The sequence below is a fragment of the Pantoea sp. VS1 genome (genome assembly GCF_002207995.1).
In the GTDB taxonomy this organism is placed as follows: Bacteria; Pseudomonadota; Gammaproteobacteria; order Enterobacterales; family Enterobacteriaceae; genus Pantoea; species Pantoea dispersa.
Genome location: NZ_NHZE01000017.1, coordinates 31,068 through 50,692, shown reverse-complemented (window position 1 = coordinate 50,692; position 19,625 = coordinate 31,068). Strand labels below are relative to the sequence as shown.

Annotated in this window: 11 protein-coding genes; 2 read left to right on the top strand and 9 right to left on the bottom strand. The window is 61.8% G+C overall.

The features are described from left to right. Together bcsB (CBW22_RS09805) and bcsC are read left to right on the top strand one after the other, a co-directional pair. Positions 1-2,298, top strand: coding sequence for a cellulose biosynthesis cyclic di-GMP-binding regulatory protein BcsB (bcsB, locus tag CBW22_RS09805; RefSeq protein WP_058771048.1), 2,298 nt, complete (start codon positions 1-3; stop codon positions 2,296-2,298). Next, entirely contained in the window at positions 2,291-5,671 is a 3,381-nt protein-coding gene (gene bcsC / locus CBW22_RS09800; protein ID WP_088516560.1) for a cellulose synthase complex outer membrane protein BcsC, read from the top strand. Before bcsB (CBW22_RS09805) ends, bcsC begins: the two co-directional genes overlap by 8 nt. A 119-nt stretch (positions 5,672-5,790) precedes the next feature. On the opposite strand, the gene CBW22_RS09795 is transcribed toward bcsC, so the two are convergent. The 9 genes from CBW22_RS09795 to dppD all read right to left on the bottom strand — a co-directional run bounded on the left by CBW22_RS09795 (position 5,791) and on the right by dppD (position 19,615). After that, positions 5,791-6,795, bottom strand: a complete 1,005-nt coding sequence (locus tag CBW22_RS09795) for a glycosyl hydrolase family 8 (protein WP_031279620.1) — start codon at positions 6,793-6,795, stop codon at positions 5,791-5,793. A 9-nt stretch (positions 6,796-6,804) separates the two neighbouring features. Continuing rightward, entirely contained in the window at positions 6,805-7,251 is a 447-nt protein-coding gene (gene bcsD, locus CBW22_RS09790; RefSeq protein ID WP_058758083.1) for a cellulose biosynthesis protein BcsD, read from the bottom strand. Then, a complete protein-coding gene (locus CBW22_RS09785) occupies positions 7,251-11,054 on the bottom strand; it encodes a cellulose biosynthesis protein BcsC (protein ID WP_088516559.1) in 3,804 nt (1,267 codons plus the stop codon). Before CBW22_RS09785 ends, bcsD begins: the two co-directional genes overlap by 1 nt. Before the next feature lie 11 nt (positions 11,055-11,065). Further along, entirely contained in the window at positions 11,066-13,567 is a 2,502-nt protein-coding gene (gene bcsB, locus CBW22_RS09780) for a cellulose biosynthesis cyclic di-GMP-binding regulatory protein BcsB (RefSeq protein ID WP_088516558.1), read from the bottom strand. Next, positions 13,564-15,669, bottom strand: coding sequence for a UDP-forming cellulose synthase catalytic subunit (bcsA, locus tag CBW22_RS09775; RefSeq protein WP_021507015.1), 2,106 nt, complete (start codon positions 15,667-15,669; stop codon positions 13,564-13,566). Before bcsA ends, bcsB (CBW22_RS09780) begins: the two co-directional genes overlap by 4 nt. Positions 15,670-15,730: 61 nt before the next feature. Then, on the bottom strand, positions 15,731-16,531 hold the full coding sequence (gene bcsQ, locus CBW22_RS09770; protein WP_031279622.1) for a cellulose biosynthesis protein BcsQ: 801 nt from the start codon (positions 16,529-16,531) through the stop codon (positions 15,731-15,733). Then, positions 16,522-17,154 (bottom strand): cellulose biosynthesis protein BcsO, encoded by a 633-nt coding sequence (gene bcsO, locus CBW22_RS09765; RefSeq protein ID WP_059010818.1) that lies wholly within the window; start codon positions 17,152-17,154, stop codon positions 16,522-16,524. The genes bcsQ and bcsO overlap by 10 nt, the downstream gene beginning before the upstream one ends. Before the next feature lie 474 nt (positions 17,155-17,628). Beyond that, entirely contained in the window at positions 17,629-18,639 is a 1,011-nt protein-coding gene (gene dppF / locus CBW22_RS09760) for a dipeptide ABC transporter ATP-binding subunit DppF (RefSeq protein ID WP_088516557.1), read from the bottom strand. Beyond that, complete coding sequence (dppD, locus tag CBW22_RS09755; RefSeq protein ID WP_021507019.1) at positions 18,629-19,615, bottom strand: dipeptide ABC transporter ATP-binding protein; 987 nt, start codon at positions 19,613-19,615, stop codon at positions 18,629-18,631. Before dppD ends, dppF begins: the two co-directional genes overlap by 11 nt. Positions 19,616-19,625 lie beyond the last annotated feature (10 nt).

Sequence of the window (19,625 nt, the reverse complement as noted above, 5' to 3'; positions counted from 1 at the left end):
ATGACGAGAAAACTGAGTTGGTTCACCGCCCTGCTGCTGGGCACGGCGTCTCTGGCGCAGGCGGCACTTCCGGCGGCGCTTCCTGCTGCACCGCCTGCGGCAACCTCTGCGCCGCTGTCCGACGTGAACCAACCGCTCGATGCCAGCGCCCCGCTGCGCGATAGCCAGCTGCTGTTTACCCAGGTGGCACCGCCGCCGGGTAGCATGACGCTGCGCGGCACCGTCCCCACCAGCCAGATTGAGTTCGGCGTGCGCAGCGATGAAGTGGTCACGCGCGCGCTGCTGACGCTCAACTACCGGCCTTCGCCGGCGCTGCTGCCGACGCAGTCGCAGCTCAAGGTGTATCTCAACGATGAACTGGTGGGACTGGTCACCGTCACCGCCGATCAGCTCGGCAAAGAGAACCAGACGCAGCTGGCGATCGACCCGCGCTACATTAGCGATTTCAACCGCATCCGCCTGGAACTGGTCGGCCACTACGCCAACGTATGTGAAAATCCGGCCAACAGCACCATCTGGCTGGATATCGGTAAAGCGAGCAAACTGGACCTGACGCTGCAGAAGCTGCCGCTGAAAAACGATCTCTCTCATTTCCCGGAGCCATTCTTTGACGCGCGCGACAACCGGCCGCTGCAGCTGCCGATGGTCTTCAGCGGCCAGCCGGATGTGCAGCAACAGCGTGCGGCAGGCCTGCTGGCCTCGTGGTTCGGTAGCCAGGCGCAGTGGCGCGGCCAGTCCTTCCCGGTGCTGTATAACCAGCTGCCGGAAGGACAGCATGCGGTGGTGTTCGCCACCAACGATCGCCGGCCTGACTTCCTGCAAACGCTGCCGCCGGTGGACAAACCCACCGTGGAAATGGTCAGCCAGCCGGACAATCCCTATCAGAAGATGCTGCTTATTCTCGGCCGCGACGATAACGATCTGATCACTGCAGTAGAGGGCATTGCGCAGGGTGAACTGCTGCTGCGCGGCGAGCGCGCCACCATCGACAGCGTGAAACTGCTGGCCCCGCGCCAGCCGTACGATGCGCCAAACTGGGTACGCACCGATCGCCGCACCACCTTTGGTGAACTGACGCAGTATCAGAACCAGCTGCAGGCCGATGGCCTGCAACCCAACCCGATTAGCCTGACGCTCAACCTGCCGCCGGATCTGTTCCTGGTGCGCGCACGCGGCATTGATATGGACCTGATCTATCGCTACACCTCACCGGTGCAGCAGGACGGCTCACGGCTGGCGGTGCATCTCAATAACCAGTTCATGCAGGATTATCCGCTGACCAGTAAAGATGGCGCGGGCCAGCAGCTGATGCGCATTCCGCTGATGCAGGGCCTGCAGGACAACAGCCGTCAGCTGACCATTCCGGCACTGCGTCTCGGTGTGGTGAACCAGCTGCGCTTTGATTTTGATTACGCCAATACCTTTATCGGCGGCACTGCCGATGGCCGCTGTGAAACCGTCACCCCCGTCGCGCATCATGCGGTGATCGACGATCGCTCCAGCATCGATTTCTCCGGCTATCGGCACTACATCGAAATGCCCTCGCTCGGCGCGTTTGCCAGCGCTGGCTTCCCGTTCAGCCGCTACGCCGATCTGGCGCAAACCCTGGTGCTGGTGCCGGCAAAACCGGAGAGCGGCGAAGTCAGTACGCTGCTTGACGCGCTGGGGGCGATCGGCGCCCAGACCGGCTATCCGGCACTTCGCGTGCAGATGAGCGATGACTGGCGCAACGCGAAAGACCACGATGCCGATCTGCTGTTGATCGGCAGCATTCCGCCGGATCTGCAGGCGGACACGGCGATCAATCTGCTGGTGGATCGCACGCGCAGCACCCTCAACATGCCATCGCGCCCGGGCAGCGCGCCCAACGTGCCACTGTCAGCCAGCGAGCGCACTGCCGAAAGCCAGACCGGCATCAGTTCGCGCGGTCCGCTCGGCGCCCTGGTTGGCTTCCAGTCGCCGTTCCACGATCAGCGCAGCGTGGTCGCGCTGCTGGCTGACAGCCCGCGCGGCTGGGATTTGCTGAATGCAGCGCTGCGCGACAGCGGCAAACGCGCGGCGATGTTCGGTTCCGTCAGCATCGTCCGGGAGTCCGGCGTCAACAGCGTGCGCGTGGGCGATACCTACTTTGTCGGACATCTGCCGTGGTGGGAGCGGCTGTGGAATCTGCTGGCCACCCATCCGGTATGGCTGGCCGTGTGTGCCGTGCTGGTGGTGATCCTGTTCGCCCTGATGGCCTGGCGCCTGATGCGCATGGTGAGCCGTCGTCGCCTGGCTGAGCTGGATGACGATGAATAAGTTACCGCTTGCGCTGCTGATCGCCAGTGCGCTGGCCGGCAGCGTGGCGGCCGCGCCCGGTCCGCAGGTGGCGCCGGTGGCGTGGCTGCTGATGCAGATTCGTACCGGCGAATCCACCAACAAATACGATTTGGTGCAGCAGTCGCTGTACCGGCTGGAAAAAATCGATCCGGATAACCCGCAGGTGCTGGCGGCACGCATTCGTATGGCGCTGCGTCAGGGCGATCAGGCCAAAGCCCAGCAGCTGTTCGATGCGCTGCAAAAGGCTGCGCCGGATGACGCCGCCACGCGTGAATCCGCGGCAGGTTTGCGCCTGATGAGCCCCGAAGGACGTCAGCAGCTGCAGCAGGCGCGGCTGCTGGCCACCGCCGGACGGCTGCCGGAGGCCAAAGTAGCGTGGGATGCGCTGTTTCACGGCGTCTTTCCCGATGTAAACACCGAACTGGAGTACTGGCGACTGGTGGCGCGCCTGCCGGGCCAGCAGCCGCTCGCCTGGCGTCAGTTGCAGGCGCTGGAGCAGCGTTATCCGGGTAATATCGGCGTCGAGCTACAGCTGGCGCGCATGGCGTTTGATAATAATCAGCCGGATCAGGCAGTGACCCAGCTGCGTCAGCTGGCCAACCGCGACGGCGGCCGCGATGCCGCGTCCGAACTGTGGCTGCAGCAGATCCAGAACCAGCCGGTAAGCGAGCGCAGCGTTGCCAGCCTGCAGCAGTATCTGCAGGTGTTCACCAGCGGCGATGCGCAACAGCGCGGAGCGGATGAGCTGGCGCGTCAGCAAAAAATGCTGGCCGATCCGGCCTTCCGCCAGCGCATGCGCGGCCTGGCGCTGGTCGAGGCTGGCGGCGGCGCGGCGGCAATCGGCGCATTACAGGCGGCGCTGAAGGCCAATCCGGACGACGCCGAACTGCTCGGTGCCATGGGCCAGGCGCAGGCGCGTGCCGGTCACCGCGCCGCCGCCATCAGCTGGCTACAGAAAGCGATTCAGGCGGGCCAGGCCAGCACGCAAATCGGCAAGTGGCAGTCCCTGTTACAAACCAATCGTTACTGGCTGGCCATCGACAGCGGCGACGCGGCGCTGAAGCAGGGGGATTTGTCCGGCGCTGAGCAGCAGTACCGCAGCGCGCAGGCCATCGACAGCAATGATAGCTGGGCGCTCATCGGCCTTGGTGATGTGGCGCAGGCGCGTAAAAACAGCGCGTTAGCCCGGCAGTACTGGCAGCAGGCGCTGCGCCTTGACCGCAGTAACGGCACGGCGCAGCAGCGCCTGAGCAATTTACGTATTGAGAGCCTGCTGGCCGACGCAGACGCGCTGGCGCAGCAGCAGCAATGGCCGCAGGCGGTAGCGAAATACCGTGAGGCGGCTCAGGCGCGACCGGATGATGTCTGGCTGGCCTGGCGGCTGGCCAATGCGCTACGCAGCAGCGGTGACAACCAGGCAGGCGCGGCGGTAATGGCCGCGATGGTGCGCCAGCAGCCGCAGCAGCCAGCCGCGCTGTATGCCACGGCACTGTGGCAGTCATCCGGCGACGACGATGCCGCCGCGCTGGCCACGCTGCACCGTTTACCCACCGCCCGCTGGGACAGCAACATGCATCAACTGGCGGACCGCCTGGCGCAAAACCAGGCGTTCGGGCGTGCCGGGGAGCTACGCGCCCGCGGTGATGAAGCCGCCGCCATCCGCTTGCTGCAACAGCAGCCGGCCTCGCCGCGCCGCGACATTACGCTGGCCGACTGGGCGCTGGAGCGAGGCGATGCCACAACAGCGCTGGCCGGTTATCAGCAGGTGCTGCAGCAGGACGCCAGCAACAACGATGCCGCGCTCGGCCGCATCGAGGCGCTGCTGGCGCTGCAGCGCACCACCGAAGCGCGCGCAGCGCTGCACAGCCTGCCAGACAGCGTGGCGCAGCAGAGCCTGAACAGCGGCCGGCGCGTGGCACTCGCCTGGCAAAACAGCGGCGATCTCCTCAAAGCGCAGCAGCTGTTCAGCGCGCTGAAAACCCGCGCCGCCGCTGTCGCGCCGTCACAGGAAAAAGCGCTGGTGCTGCGTGATGCCGCGCGGCTGGAGAGACAGCAGCGCCAGCCCGCGCTGGCACAGCAGGATTACCGCGCGGCGATGGTCGCCAGCGGCATCACCCCTGCGCTGCCAGACGATAACGCCCGCTATACCCGGCTGACGCGCACGCAGGCCCAGGACGACTGGCTGAAGCGCAGCATCCGCAGCGACGCCGCTGACCTGTATCGCCAGCAGGACACCACTGTGACGCTGGAACAGGACTACTCGCGCGATAAGGGCAACGGTGGCACCTCTGACTTTACCGCCCATACCACCATGCTGCAGGCGGAAACCCCACTGGCCGATGGCCGCAGCTTTGTGCGCGTCGATCACGTACAGGTGTCTGCCGGAACATTTTCCACCACTGATGGCAGCCACAGTGAACAGTTCGGCAGCTGTAACGACGCCAACGCCGGGGGCTGCCGGCGCGATTTCACCCAGCGGGACGAAGGCACCGCGCTGGGCGTCGGCTGGCACAACGATCGCTGGTCAGCCGATATCGGCACCACGCCGCTCGGTTTTACCGTCACTAACTGGGTCGGCGGCGTAAGCTGGAAAACTGACATCGACGATCTCGGGGTGACCTTTACCGCTTCACGTCGCCCGATCTCCAGTTCGCTGCTGGCTTACGCCGGCGCGCGCGATCCGGCCACTAACGGCGGCAAAAACTGGGGCGGCGTCGTCGCGACCGGCGGCGGTATCGGCCTGAGTTACGATCGGGGCGGCGCGCACGGGGTGTGGGCCGATCTCAGCGCCCATCAAATCAGCGGTGAAAACGTGGCGGACAACAGCCGCGAACGGCTGATGGCAGGCTATTACTACAAGCTGATCAATAGCGACAACCAGCGCGCCACCATCGGCCTGAACAGTATGCTGTGGCACTATCAGAAAGATTTGAGCGACTACACCTTTGGCCAGGGCGGCTATTACAGCCCGCAGCGCTACTTCTCGCTGGCGGTGCCGCTGACCTGGCGTCAGCGCACGGAAAACTGGTCGTATGAACTCGGTGGCTCGGTGTCGTGGTCACAGTCAACCACCGACGCTCAGGCGCGCTACCCGGTGAATCCAGGCTTTACGCTGGCCAGCAATCCGTCATCGGACAGCAGTTCCGGACGCGGTTTCGGCTATACCGTGCAGGCGTTGATAGAGCGGCGCATCACGCCGCACTGGTCGCTGGGTTTGGCCATGGACATTCAGCAGGCGAAAGATTACACCCCAAGCCACGGGCTGCTGTATGTGCGCTACTCAATGGCCGGCTGGAACGGCGACATGGATATGCCACCACAGCCACTGGAACCGTATGCGGATTTTAAATAAGCACACGAAAATGAAAAGGTCGCCATAAATGGCGACCCTACAAGATAGTTGCGTGGTTTTTACAGGGTGCGCTTTGATGCGCTCCGGTATAAATCCCGACGGGTGCAGGTAGCGTTCGGCTATCGCTTCTCCTGATAAGCCAGCCAGGTCAGCAGTTGCAGGCTGGCGGAGAAATAGTTTTGCTCCGGCGCCAGGCGGTCGCTGAGGTAGCCGGTTTGGTTGAGCGTCAGGTCGCGCACCGCGGTCAGGCCACCTTCCATATTGTAAGGTGCCGGGGTATTGGCCAGCACATCAAACCACGCTGGCGTGGTGTCGCGCGCGTAGCCCTGCCAGACGCGCTGGAAGGGCACCAGCCGCAGGCTTTGCGGATCGTACCACCAGATATTCAGCGGAATACGAATCGCGTCATAGCTGAAGCGGTTGGAGTAGCCGACCGCCGGCGCGACGGAGCCATCGGCGTTCAGCGCCACCCAGTCCAGCGGCAGGCCGGTTTTGCCAAACTGCATGTCTCCCAGCAGCGCAAGGCCATCATCAATCAGCGTGTTCCACACGCGCAGATGGCTGTGCTGCGCAAACTCCTGCCATGCGGCGAACAGGAAATAGGAAGGGTTAAGCACCACATAGCTGGTTTTATTGAAGCCCTGCGCGCCCGGCAACATCACCTTGCGGCCGGCGTAGTCGATCACCGTTAGCTTGATGACCGCGCGCTGAATGCGATCCGACGCCTGCTGATAATCACCGCCCCACTTCTGCGCCGCGCGCTGCAGCGCCCAGGCGATCAGCACATCCCCGTCCGAAGCATCATTTTTATCGGCGATGGGATCGGCTGCACCCGGCGTATAGCGCCAGTAGAACAGGTCATTCTGCGGATTGCGCAGATGGGTACGCGTCCACTGCCACAGCAAATCAAAGGTGGCGCGATCGTTATACGCCACCGCCAGCAGCATGCCGTAGCCCTGACCTTCGGTGTGGCTGACGTTGTTGTTGGCCGTATCGCTGATGCGGCCGTCGCTGCTCATAAAGCGGCTTTTGTAACTGCTCCAGCCATCGGCGGCCGCCTGAGCACTGAAAAATATCACCATGAAACACAGCATCCACTGACGCCAGAACCGCATCACTCTCATCACAGCTTCCTATTGGTATCGATAATGCAGCGTGCCGCCGTCGATTTTTTCCAGCGTCAGCGGTACCGCCGCGCTACCACCCTGCGCACGTAGCCACTGCGCGTACACGCCGGCCAGCACTGCGCTCAGCGCCAGCTGCCAGCGTTCTGCATCAAGCTGGCTGTCGCCCTGCGGCAGGGCATGGTGCTCAAGCATAATCGCGTTCTGCTGCGGCTGCAGCTGGACAAAGCCCCAGTTAAAGCGCGCCAGCTGGAGATTAATTTCGCGCTCCAGATCCTGCACGGTGCGCGCCTCCGGCAAAGGATAGCGCGTTGCCAGCAATTCGCCCACGCCGTTGAGGAAGGCTTCCGCCTCCGCGCCAGCGTTGTCCAGCATGCTCTCAATCATCACGCTGACCAGATCAAACCAGCCTGGCTGATACGGATGGCTGATGCGTGCGCCCGGTTGCTCACTCATTAGTTGTCTCCAAACAGATAACGGAAGTACAGATTGGCTGTGCTTTCGTTGTAATCGCCAAAGGTGTCATAGCCGAGCTGGCCGCCGATGGTGACATCTTTATTAATCTTATAATCGGCACCGGCGTGCAGGTTATAGCCGATGCCGTTTTTGCTCTCACCGCTGTAGTAGGCGCTTTTGACAAAGCCCTGATCGGCGAGGCTTTGCAGCTGGGACTGCAGCGACGGATCGTTGGGGAAATACGCGCTCTTGTCCTGGCTGTACGACTGATAGCCGACCGAACCGCCAACGTTGACTTTCAGGTCATCAAACTTGCGGCTGAAGTCGACAGGGAACGACACCGCGGCATAATTCTGCGGACTGAAATAGCCGCCCTGACCGTAGCTGAAGTAACTCAGGTTTTTGGAGAAATTCATCCACGACAGGCTCATGCCGACCTTCAGCTCGCGATCGTCGTAGTGGTAAGGCCGCACGTAAGCGCCCGCCGTGGCCTGCACGCTGTTATTGCTCGCCACGTTCTCGCCCAGATAGCTGTACGCGCCACCGCCGACGTAGAAACCCGCGTCGCCGTTATCGAAGCTCAGCATGGCGTTGCCGCCGTTTTTGGTGACGCGCCCCCAGCGCTTGCCGCTGGTCTTGTCCTCTACGCCAACGTACGACAGCAGACTGTCGGTCATGGCGCGGCGTTCACCGGTGAGGATCAGCGTCAGGAAATCGGTCAGCTTCGGCGACCACTGCACGCCGCCCACCAGCGTACTGAGATCCTGGCCGAGCGGCGTGCTGCCGAGGTCGATTTTGTAACTGTCGCCCTTCAGCGCCATATTCAGTTCCACGCCTGTGGCCTTTTGCGAATCGGTCGACGAAGACGGCGTGTCGTCTATTTTGGCCGCGCCGGATGCCACCACATTGCCCTGCACCAGCGCGTTGCTGCCGAAGCGACGCCACGCATCACCGGCCGCACTGCCAGCGGTGAGCGACACCGGCGTCATAGTAAAGTCGAAGCGCGACTCGCCGAACGGCACGGTCGAGAAGGTCAGCGGCGCTTTGGCTTCGGTCAGCTTGCTGAGCCCCGATTCGCCGTCCCGTCCGCGCACCTGCATCTGCCCCTGTACCCAGGTGCCGGTTTTCTCCTGCAGATTGTCTATCATCTCGTCAATCTGGCGCAGCGTCTGGCTCTGCCGGACCTCCGGCGTGGTGCTCGCCAGCGTGACGTCCTGCGCGCTGCTGCTGGTCGCCGGTGCCGTTTGCCACGGCATCACTGTGCCATAACTGGAAGGCGAACCGGACACCGGCGAGGTGCTGCGGTTGATAAACGGATTGTCCGCCAGCGCCAGACCGCCAACGGTCGGCACGCTGCCGCTCTGTGCGCCCTGCAGACCAATCAGCTGGCCGCGCGCGCTGCGCAGGTAGCTCATCGCCTGGCTGTGCTCGCCGTTGGCTTCCGCCACGCGTGCCAGCAGTAACAGGCGATCCGGCGTCTGCTCATTGCGCAGGCCGCGGGTTAAGGTGTTCGCTTTGTCGATGTCGTTCTGCGCCAGCGCCACATCAATAGCACCAGTGCGCGCATCCTGAGTGGGCGTATCCTGCGTTAACAGATAGTCATACACCACGCCCGCTTCTTTGTTCATCTTGCCGGACTGATACAGACGCGCCATGGCAAACATCAGATCGCGGTTCTGCGGATCGTGCTGCAGCGCGCCCACCAGCTTGTCATAGGCGGCGGCGTACTGCTTCTGCTCGCGCAGGCGATCGACTTCATTGATGAGATAACCATTGCGGATGCCGGCCAGCTGCGTGGGCGTACTGCGCGCCTGCAGCTCCGGACTGCTGAGGAAGCTCTGCGCTTCGGTCGTCAGTCCCGCCTGATTCAGTACCGCCACCTGCGCGGCGTAATCACCGGCGTTGCCCTGCACGCCGCGCTGCATGTTGCCGCGCACCACCGTCACCGCCGTGGTGAGATCGCCGGCTTTGGCCAGTTTCTGCGCCAGATTACCGGCATCGACAGGATTGGCTGGCGGCGTGGCGGCCAGCGCGCGCAGCGTATTGGCCGCTGCCGCGTCAGAGCCCTGTGCCAGATAGCGATCGGCGGTGGCCATTTGCAGATTGAAATTCACGCGCTGCGCCAGTTCGCGCATCTCGCTGTTCTTGCTGCCGTTGGGAATGCGCGCCAGCAGCTGGCTGGCCTGCTGCCAGGCACCGCTCTCGCTGGCGTTAAGCGCACCGGCATACAGCTCGCTGGTGCTGGCACCGCTGCGCAGGGTCGGCTGCATGACGTTGGCGGCCAGTAAATTATCGCCCTGCGCGCGGTAGATGCGCGCCAGATCGAGTCGCAGCCAGCCGTCGCTGGGATAGCGCTGAATGGCGCTGTTCAGCGTGGCAATGGCCGCACTGCGGTTGCCTGCCGCCAGCTCGCGTTTTGCCTGCGCACGCAGCGGATCGCTGCTGTTACCGCGCGGTGCCACGCTCTGGCGCACGCTGTCGGGCAATGATGCCAGAAGGGTATTGGCTTCGGCGCTGCGGTTTTGCTGGCGCAGCACGTAAAACAGTCCCTCTTTGGCGCTGCGGTTATCGGCATCGCTCTGCAGAATGGCCCGGTAGGTTTGCTCCGCCTGCTGCAGCTGATTGCTGCGGCGCAGCACATCAGCGCGGAACAGCTTCGCCGATATGCCTTTTTCGCCCTCGGCCTGCGTCAGCGGCTCACTCAGCGCCAGCGCCTGCGCGCTGTCACCGTTTTTCAGCGCCTGCTGGGCATTCGCCAGCTGCGCGTAAAAGCGGGCGTCGGCCGCCTGCTGCTGACGCTGCTGGCTCTGATCGCCGCCCAGCTGTGCGGCGCGCGTCAGATAATCGGCGGCTTCGGCGTAGCGTCCGGCGCGCTGCGCCACGTAGCCCATACCGGCCAGCGCATCGGCGTCCTGCGGGTTGGCCTGCAGCACTTTTTCAAAGTTGTTCTGCGCACCGCTGACGTCGCCGCTGTTCAGCGCGCTAAAGCCCGCGCCCTTCTCCGCGCCGCCGACGTTTTTGCGGTAGTAATCCACCACCGCACTGTCCTGCGGATGGCGCTGCTGCCAGGTCTGGTACAGCGCAGCGTCCGACGCCTGTGGCGCCAGCCACAGCAGCGCCTGACGCAGCGAGCGATCGGCCTCTTTATTACCGTCCGCCATGCTGGCCAGCACATCAATGCCCTGGCGGCGCGTCGCTTCCTGATAGGTCAGCGCTTTGCCCAGCGCCAGCTGAGCGCCGGTATCCTGCGGATGATCAGCGGCAAACTGCCGCAGCGCCTCCACCGCCTGGGGCAGCAGCGTGCGGTCACCGGCCATGGTCAGATAATATTCTGCCGCCACGCTGGGTGGCGGCTCGTTGCCGCTGAAGGTGTTGCGCCAGGTTTGCAGCGCGGCGGCGATGTTACCGCTGCGCGCCTGCTGACGCGCCAGCGACAGCTGCGCCTGTGGAATGCTCTGCAGCTGCCGCGCGTTGTCCAGCTCCGTCAGATGCGGATCGTTGGGTGATACCGCACTCAGGCGGGCGCGCCACTGTGCCGCATCGGCCGCGCTGCCGCTTTGCTGTGAATAGAGCGCCAGCAGATACAGCGCCTGGGTATTGTTCGGCTCCACCATCAGGATTTTTTGCAGCGAGGCTTTCGCCAGATCGTCATGCGCTTTCTGATGCCAGTAGGCCGCCTGGTCGAACAGTGCCTGTAATGCCGGATTGGTGCTCTCCGCCGCCAGCAGCGGCTGTGAGAACGTCAGCGCGCCGCCCAGCAGGAACGCCTGACGAATACCGGCACTTATCAGCTGTTTTTTCATTATTTTTATCCTTACTTCCGGCCGGAGTGGCTATCGTCTTGCGGGTGGAGACGGCGCCACGCGTGGCGCTTCAGCATCACCCAGGCCGCACTGCCGATCAGCGCCGACAGCAGCAGCGCCGCCAGCGCCATCAGTACCGAGTGCTGGTTGGCATACCACACCACCATCATGTACCACGGCATTTCACCGCTCGGGAACTGCGGCCCGACGCGGAAGCTGCGGATGCCGTTCTCATCGGTGATGATGGCGGTATCACCGCGGATGCCGGCGTTGATGCGCGCCGAATTCAAATCATCGTGCAAACGCAGCAGCTGCTGATCGCTGGTGGCGACCGTCATCACCACCAGACGATCGGCGCTCCACGGTGAGCGATAGCTGACAAAGCCGCGCCACGCTTCATTCGAAGAGAAGTAACGATCGGCATCCAGCTGCTGGCGAGACCAGTCACCGGTCAGCCAGCCGCGCAGCTTATCGACGGTGGTCGGCTCTTTGACGCCCAGCGTGTTGCCGCTGGTCTGGTAAGCGGTGCCGGCCAGCATCTGCTGCGTGAAGGCGCTGTGCTGCATGGTGCTCACCGCCAGCACATCGCTGTGCTGCAGGCGCGTCAGATTGGTGCCGCCGTTCGGCAGACCAAACAACACCTGGTTCTGCACCAGCGGCACGCCGGTAGCGTTACCGGCGCGCGCGGCCATGTCCAATAACGTGGCAATCTCGGCATCACCCGGCGCCTCCGGCAGCAGCAGCGTGGTCTGCGAAAAATCCGCCAGCCGCGAGAACGGGAACGAAGCACCGACGAAGTACGACAGGTTCGGCAGCATGGTGAAGTGGCGCGTGTGGCTCAGATCGATCCACGAATCCTCTTCGATACGGCTCTTGATGTTGTTGTTGAGCAGCACGCCGCACGGCGCATCCGCCTTTGGCTTGATATTGAAGTAGAGCGCCAGCTGGTTGTCGCCGTAAATCAGGTATGGCTCCAGCTTCAGCGTGTACTGCTCCTGGCGTGCATCCCCGCCCAGCCGGTGCCAGGCGCTCTCCAGTAGCCCGACTTTGTTCACCGTCAGGTTGCGCAGGAAGGTGCCGTTCAGCGTGACGTTAAGAAACGAATTGTTTTCATCGATCCAGCTTTCCGACGGGAAACGGTAGTGCAGATTGACCGGAATCGCGTCGCCGTCCCACAGGAACAGATCCGGCGCCGCGCGGAAGTTAACTCGCAGCGCATCATGCCAGATACCGGTGGTGGTCAGGCTCTGATCTTTACGCAGCAGCTCGCTGAGGCGCACCGGGCGGCTGGTGTTGATCCAGCGCGGTGCGTCGTACGGTTTGCGCGTGCCAAGCGGCTGCGGCGGTACGTTCAGGCTGCTGGCATCGGTGGCCAGCGGCTGCGTGGTCAGGCGGTTGGCCGCCTGGCGCAGCTGGGCATCATCTGCACCGACCACCAGCAACAGTTTGTACACCGGATTGTTAGGGTTATCGATCACCTGCAGCAGCGGCCCCTTCGCCGCAGGCAGCGTCACGCTGCCGATTTTGTCACCCGGATGGCCGATCAGGATACCGTTGTGCTCGGGCAGATCGCCGCGCACCACCGGGAAACGGATGCCACGGTAATCCGACTGAATGCCGAGCCAGGAAGCCACCAGCGCGGCGGCGCTGACGCTATCCGGCGAAACGTTAGCGGCAAAACCAAAGGTCACGCTGGCGGGCGTCATGCGCTGCACATCAATAAACGGACGCGGGAAGTTGCGCAGGCTGGTGCCGATGTTGAGCTGCTGGCCTTCAAGGCTGAGCGTGGTTTTCGGCAGAATGGTGACCTGATACTGCTGCGCGCTCTCTTTTTCGCACAGCAGCTTGTCGGCATCGTTGATTTTAAAGCTGAGGTTATTACTGGAAACCACCATCGCCGCCGGAATATCCAGCTGATAGTCGCTGACGTCGCTGTCGCTGGCACCCAGCGGCAGCGTGCCGAGCGGCTGGCCGTTGAGCATCAGCTGCAGCGACGTGTTGCGCGCCGCCAGCGCGGCAGAGACGCGCAGCGACAGGTTGAGCCGCGCATTAGTGATCACCTCATCGCCCGGCAGGGTAAACAGAATACCGGACTGCAGCTGGCCGCCGGTCAGGGTGATGCCGCGCGGCTGCCCCATCTGCGCCACCGAAATGGTGCTGCTCACCGGCTGGTTTAACAGCGCGCCAGCGGGCTCAGCGGCAGCCGATGCCTCCGCAGCCACCGGCGGAATGACGATGTCAGGCGCCGCCGATGCTGCTGGCGGTGCTGCCTCTGCCGGCTGTGCGGGTGCTGTATTTTCCTGCACCGGCGCTGCATCGCCCGGCGTGTACGGCGCGTCGCCCGCGGCCTGCTTCAGCTGCGGATCGGCACTGCCATCCAGCCCCTGCGGCGGCGGTACGTCAGAGAGCGCGGCGCTGTCCTGGGTTACCGCCGGCGTCTCTGCCCAGGCAGGGGCGAGCAGCAGCGTGGTGGTCAGCGCGCTGGCCAGCAGCGTGTACGTCAATGTTTTCATGCTGCGCTGTCCTCTTTGGCCGTTGCCTGGCCATCACGCTTGCGCGCCTCACGGCGATCTTTCCAGCTCAGCCAGAACAGCTCAAAGACGGTACGGATGATGGTGCCGAGCGACACCAGCGGATTGTCCTGCTTATATTCCGGCTGGATCCACGCATCGGCCCGCGCCAGCACCACGCGCACCAGTTCACGGCGGCGCGCCAGCGGCATCGCGCCAAAGCGCAGGCGAATGGTCTCCTCATCACCGGAGATCTTGCTCACCGGAATGGTGATGGCACCCGATTTCAGCAGCAGATCGATCTCTTCGATTTCATCGTGCTCATGCCGGTTGTCTGGCGCATCCAGCTGCGCGCCGCCCATCGACAGATCGCTGGTTTGCGTGCGCGAAGAGATGCCGCTGGCATAGTGAATCACCGCCGGGATCTGCACCTCGATACGAATGGTTTTACGCACCTGTTTGGTTTCACGCGCCACGGCAATCGCTGCCATCAGGATGATCAGGCTGAACACCGCCCAGCCGACGTTGAGCGCAATCACATACGGGTCCACCCCGAAGTAATCATGCGCCACGGCGCGCACCACGCCGGCCACGATGCCAATCGACAGCAGCGCGGCAACGATGACGTGAGGCCGCACGATGTGGAAGTCAAAGAAGCCCTGGTCCAGCAGACCGCCTTTATCCGTCACGTTGAATTTGCCGTGCTTTGGCGACAGCAGGGTCAGCAGCGTCGGAATCACCAGGTGGAAGCACATCACGGTTTCGTAGATTTCACCCCAGAAGGTGTAGCGGAATTTGCCGTTCATGCGCGAGTTAACGTACAGCGACATCACCAGATGCGGCAGTACGTAAGCGAAGATGAGTGACGCCGACGAGTGGATAATATTCAGGTTAAACAGCAGGTAAGCCAGCGGCGCGGTGAGGAACGCCACGCGTGGCAGGCCGAACTGGAAGTGCAGCATGGCGTTGAGGTAGCACAGACGCTGCTGCCACTTAAGCCCACGGCCCAGCAGTGGATTGTCGACGCGGAAAATCTGCGTCATGCCGCGCGCCCAGCGGGTACGCTGAATCACGTGCAGACCCAAACGTTCGGTCGCCAGTCCCGCCGCCAGCGGAATTGCCAGGAACGCCGAGCCCCAGCCGAGACGCTGCATTTTCAGCGCGGTATGCGCATCCTCGGTGACGGTTTCCACCGCGAAGCCGCCAATCTGTTCCAGCGCGCTGCGGCGGATCACCGCACAGGAGCCGCAGAAGAACGTGGCGTTCCAGTTGTCGTTGCCCTGCTGCACCGGGCCGTAAAACAGCGAGCCCTCATTCGGGATGCTGCGCGCGGCGCGCAGGTTACGTTCGAACGGATCCGGCGAATAAAAGTAGTGCGGCGTCTGCAGCAGCGCCAGCTTCGGATCTTTGAGGAACGGACCGACGGTGGCCTGCAGGAACGTGCGCGTCGCCACGTGGTCGCAGTCAAACACGCAAATCAGCTCGCCTTTGGTGATTTTCATGGCGTGATTGAGGTTGCCGGCTTTGGCGTGGCGGTTATCGTCACGCGTGATATAGCCGACGCCAACGTCGGCGGCAAATACCGCGAACTCGCTGCGTTTGCCATCATCCAGCAGGTAAACTTTGATCTTATCGCGCGGGTAGTCGATACACTGCGCCGCCAGCACGGTATCCCGCACCACGTCGAGGCTTTCGTTATAGGTCGGCACGTAGACATCGACCGTCGGCCACAAGCGGGTATCATCCGGCAGCGGTTCGATGGTGCGTTTTAATGGCCAGCTGGTTTGCAGGAAGCCGAGAATTAAGATCAGCCAGACGTACAGCTCGGCCAGATATAAGCCGATACCGAGAATCGCTTCAATTTCGGAATTAAACTGCAGCGTTTCCGTGGTGCGCCACCAGATATATCGGGTCGACATCAGCGCGGAAAGAAAAACCATCACAATGGTTATTTTACGGCTTTTACTGAAGCCCAGTAAAAACATCATGCCAATACTGATCAAACCAAAAATATACTGTTTCTGGCTGTCCATAGGCGTGATGACGATTACCGCAGCGACCGGTGCAAGCACCAGCAGCAGCAGGTAAAACCCGAGTTTACTCATGATTCACCCTGAAAAAGCTGTGTTGTTATTATTTGAACCAGGCCGCTGGCGGCCGGGCTTGTTAATAATGACTGCGGATCGGTGCCTGAACTTCGCCGTTGCCTACGTTGATATTCAGGATATTCGCCACCCGTTTTGCCACCAGTTCAATATCAAACGCCGCTGCCGAAGCCGGGCTGAAATCATAGATTGACTGCTGCGAGGCATTGGCCTCTGCCACGCTTTCATCGCGGTGCACCACGCCGAGTAAATTATCGCCCAGCCGCTGCTGCATAAATGCGGTCACTTCACGGCTGATATTCCGGCGATTATCACTTTGGTTGAGCACGAAATAATGACCATGCTGATTATTTAATGGCTGGCCAATCATGCGATGGTTTTCAATTTGCGGCAGCAGCGCTACCGAGGCGGTATCCGCCAGCATCACCACTAAATGCATATCGGCCAGCGCCTGCATGGCTTTCAGCGCCGGACCGGGTCCCGGCGGAAAATCCGCAATAATCACCAGACCCGGATAATTCAGGACCGTATCCAGGCCGCGTTTTAAGAAATGGGCATCGTGCGCCAGGTTGTGTTCGAAGCGCTCACGCTGCGCTTCGGTCACCTCACCATAAGGCATAACAAAGATGTTGCTGCCGGTGGTAAGGATCGACTGACTCCAGTCAGCCTGCTCTTCCGAGCGCGCCACAAAGCCGCGGCTGTCGTGCAGCGGTACGCCAAAATGCAGGCGCAGCGCATTTTGTACGTCAAAATCGATCGCCAGCACTTTGCTGCCGGCACGCGCCAGACTCCAGGCCAGGTTGGCCGCCATGGTGGTTTTTCCTACTCCCCCTTTTGGCGAGCACACACAAACTAATGGCATAGCGCGATCTTCTCCAGTAACGGTTTGAGCAGTGTTTCTTTAGATAAATGAACCGGTTCCGCCGCACGCGAGCGGAACAGTGCGCCAAAGCGCGAGGGCGTAGCAGGCTCCGGCTGCGCCACGGCGGGCGCAGTGGCCGGTGCAGCAGCAGCAGGGGCAACCGCCTGTTCAGCGACCGGCGCGCTGACCGGCGGCGGTGGGAACAGTGAAGTGGCCGCCTGACGCGCTACGTGCGTGGCTGCCGGTGCCAGCGACGACACGGATGCGGCAGTAGGCGCGCTGCTTGCCGGTGGAAACAGCGCGCTGCGCGGTGTTTCTGTGTCGGGTGCCGGCGCGCTGGCGGCGAGGCTCTGCAGCAGCGATGCCTTTTCACTGCGGGCGACGGGTGCCGGATTAAGAGCCTGCGGCGGCGCGACAAACTCATCGCCGCGAATTGGCTGCGGCTGCGGCAGATCGACGCGCTGGCCGCTACCCAGCTCCGGCTCATCATCCGTCGCCAGCTGACGGATGATCGCCCACTGGCTGTGATCGGCTTCCAGCGATTGCCCGGACATATCCTTAAAAGCAATGTCCAGCGTTTGCGTTTTTTCCTGGAAACGCTGCAGATCGTCGTAGTTCTTCATGATCAGAGCCTGTTAAAGCGGAGGGGTAATTTCCGCGAATATAACACACACGTTAAGACACGGTGAGAGAATTCTGATTATTAAAACCGCAGATTCGACAAAAGAGTTTTATCTGAAAGATTGAAAATATACAGATGCAAAAAGCATGCACTGATTAATTGAGCAGGATTAATAAAAATCGATTAACGGAAATAGCAGCCGGAAGGTAATTAAGCTAATACACTGATAATAAACAACTTACTATTGAAATGTGCAGTTATCTCTGGCCGTGACGGCGCTCACACAATGCGGCACGGATTCAGAATTTGCCTTAACCTTTTCGCTGTGGTTCAGGACCAGCGATTTAAAGATTCAGTCGCGTAATACATTTCTGCCATCGCAGGCGATTAAGACACGTCAGGTTAATTTTACTCATGTATCAGGCCACCAATAACAAAGGCTCCCGCAGGAGCCTTTCGCACTGGCTGGCCGTAATTACGGCGTCGCCACCGGCTGATTCTCATCCTGGTCGACGGCGAAGCAGGCGATTTGCTGCTCACCATACTGCTTCAGTTTCGGCTGCAGCTGCACGCAGGTACCGAAACGACGGCGGCAGCGTGCGTTGAACGCACAGCCCGGCGGCGGATTCAGCGGGCTCGGCAGCTCACCGGTCAGTTTGATGCGCTCGCGGCGTTCGTCCGGATTGAGGCGTGGCGTGGCCGACAGCAGCGCCTGAGTATACGGATGGCGCGGGTTGCTGAAGATCGCCTCTTTGCTGCCCTTTTCCACACAGCGTCCGAGGTACATCACCATCACCTCGTCGGCGATGTGCTCCACCACCGACAGGTCATGCGAGATGAACACATAGGACAGGCCGAGATCCTGCTGTAAATCCATCATCAGGTTGAGCACCTGAGCGCGCACCGAGACGTCGAGCGCCGAGACCGGCTCATCGGCAATCAGCACGTCGGGATCGAGCATCAGGCCGCGTGCAATAGCGATACGCTGGCGCTGACCGCCGGAGAACATGTGCGGATAGCGATCGTAGTGCTCAGTTTTCAGGCCCACTTTGGCCATCATCTCCAGCGTTTTTTCCCGCCGTTCCGCTTTGCTCAGCGCGGTATTGATCACCAGCGGCTCTTCCAGAATCTGGCTGATTTTCTTACGCGGATTGAGCGAGCCATACGGGTTCTGGAACACAATCTGGATTTTCTGCCGGCGCAGCTTTTGCGCCTGCGAATCGTGTTTCAGCAGATCCTGCCCGTGCCAGTACAACTCGCCGGCGGTCGGCGTTTCAATCATTGTCAGCAGGCGACCCAGCGTGGATTTACCGCAGCCGGATTCGCCCACCACCGCCAGCGTTTTGCCACGCTCGAGGTTAAAGGAGACGCCGTCCAGCGCCTTCACCAGGCGCTCCTGGCCGAACAGACCCTTTTTCACCGGATAGTGTTTTTTCAGGTCAATCGCCTGCAGCAGGTAATCCTGCTTCGTGTTATCAAGACTCATAAGTCGGTCTCCCGGCATCATCCAGTGGGAAGTGACATTTGGACTGGCGGCCCGGAATATCGCGCAGCTCAGGTTCTTCAGTACGGCAGCGGTCGGTCACGTACGGGCAGCGCGGATTGAGCAGACAGCCGTTAGGGCGGTCATACTTGCCCGGCACCACGCCCGGCAGCGACGCCAGCCGCGCTTTGTCGGCGGCAAACTCCGGCAGCGCACGCAGCAGCGCCTGCGTATACGGGTGACGCGGCGCTTTGAAGATATCCACCGCTTTGCCGCTCTCCACCACCTGACCGGCGTACATCACGATGATGTGCTGCGCCGCTTCGGCCACCAGCGCCAGATCGTGCGTGATCAGGATCAGCGCCATGTTCTCCTGCTTCTGTAACTCCAGCAGCAGTTCGATGATTTGCGCCTGAATAGTTACGTCGAGCGCCGTGGTTGGCTCATCGGCAATCAGCAGCTTCGGCTTACAGGCAATGGCCATGGCGATCATCACGCGTTGGCTCATACCGCCGGACAGCTGATGCGGATAGACATCGAGCCGCGACGCCGGATCGGGAATGCCCACCTGCTCCAGCAGGTCGATGGCACGCTGACGCCGTGTGCGCTTGCTGCCGCCCTGATGCACCTTCAGCGCTTCCATGATCTGGTAGCCCACGGTGTAGCACGGGTTTAGGCTGGTCATCGGGTCCTGGAAGATCATCGCCACTTCTGCGCCCACCAGCTGGCGGCGCTCTTTTTCGGAGATGCGCTGCAGGTCGCGCTGATTGAACTCCAGCTTCTCCGCTTTCACGCGGCCGGGATAGTCAATCAGCCCCATGATCGCCAGTGAGCTGACCGATTTACCGGATCCGGACTCGCCGACAATCCCGACGACCTGGCCCTGTTCTACCTGGTAGCTGATGCGGTCAACCGCACGGAACGGTGCCTTTTCGTCGCCGAAATGCACCGACAGTTTTTCTACATTTAATAACGCCATCTCGGTGCCT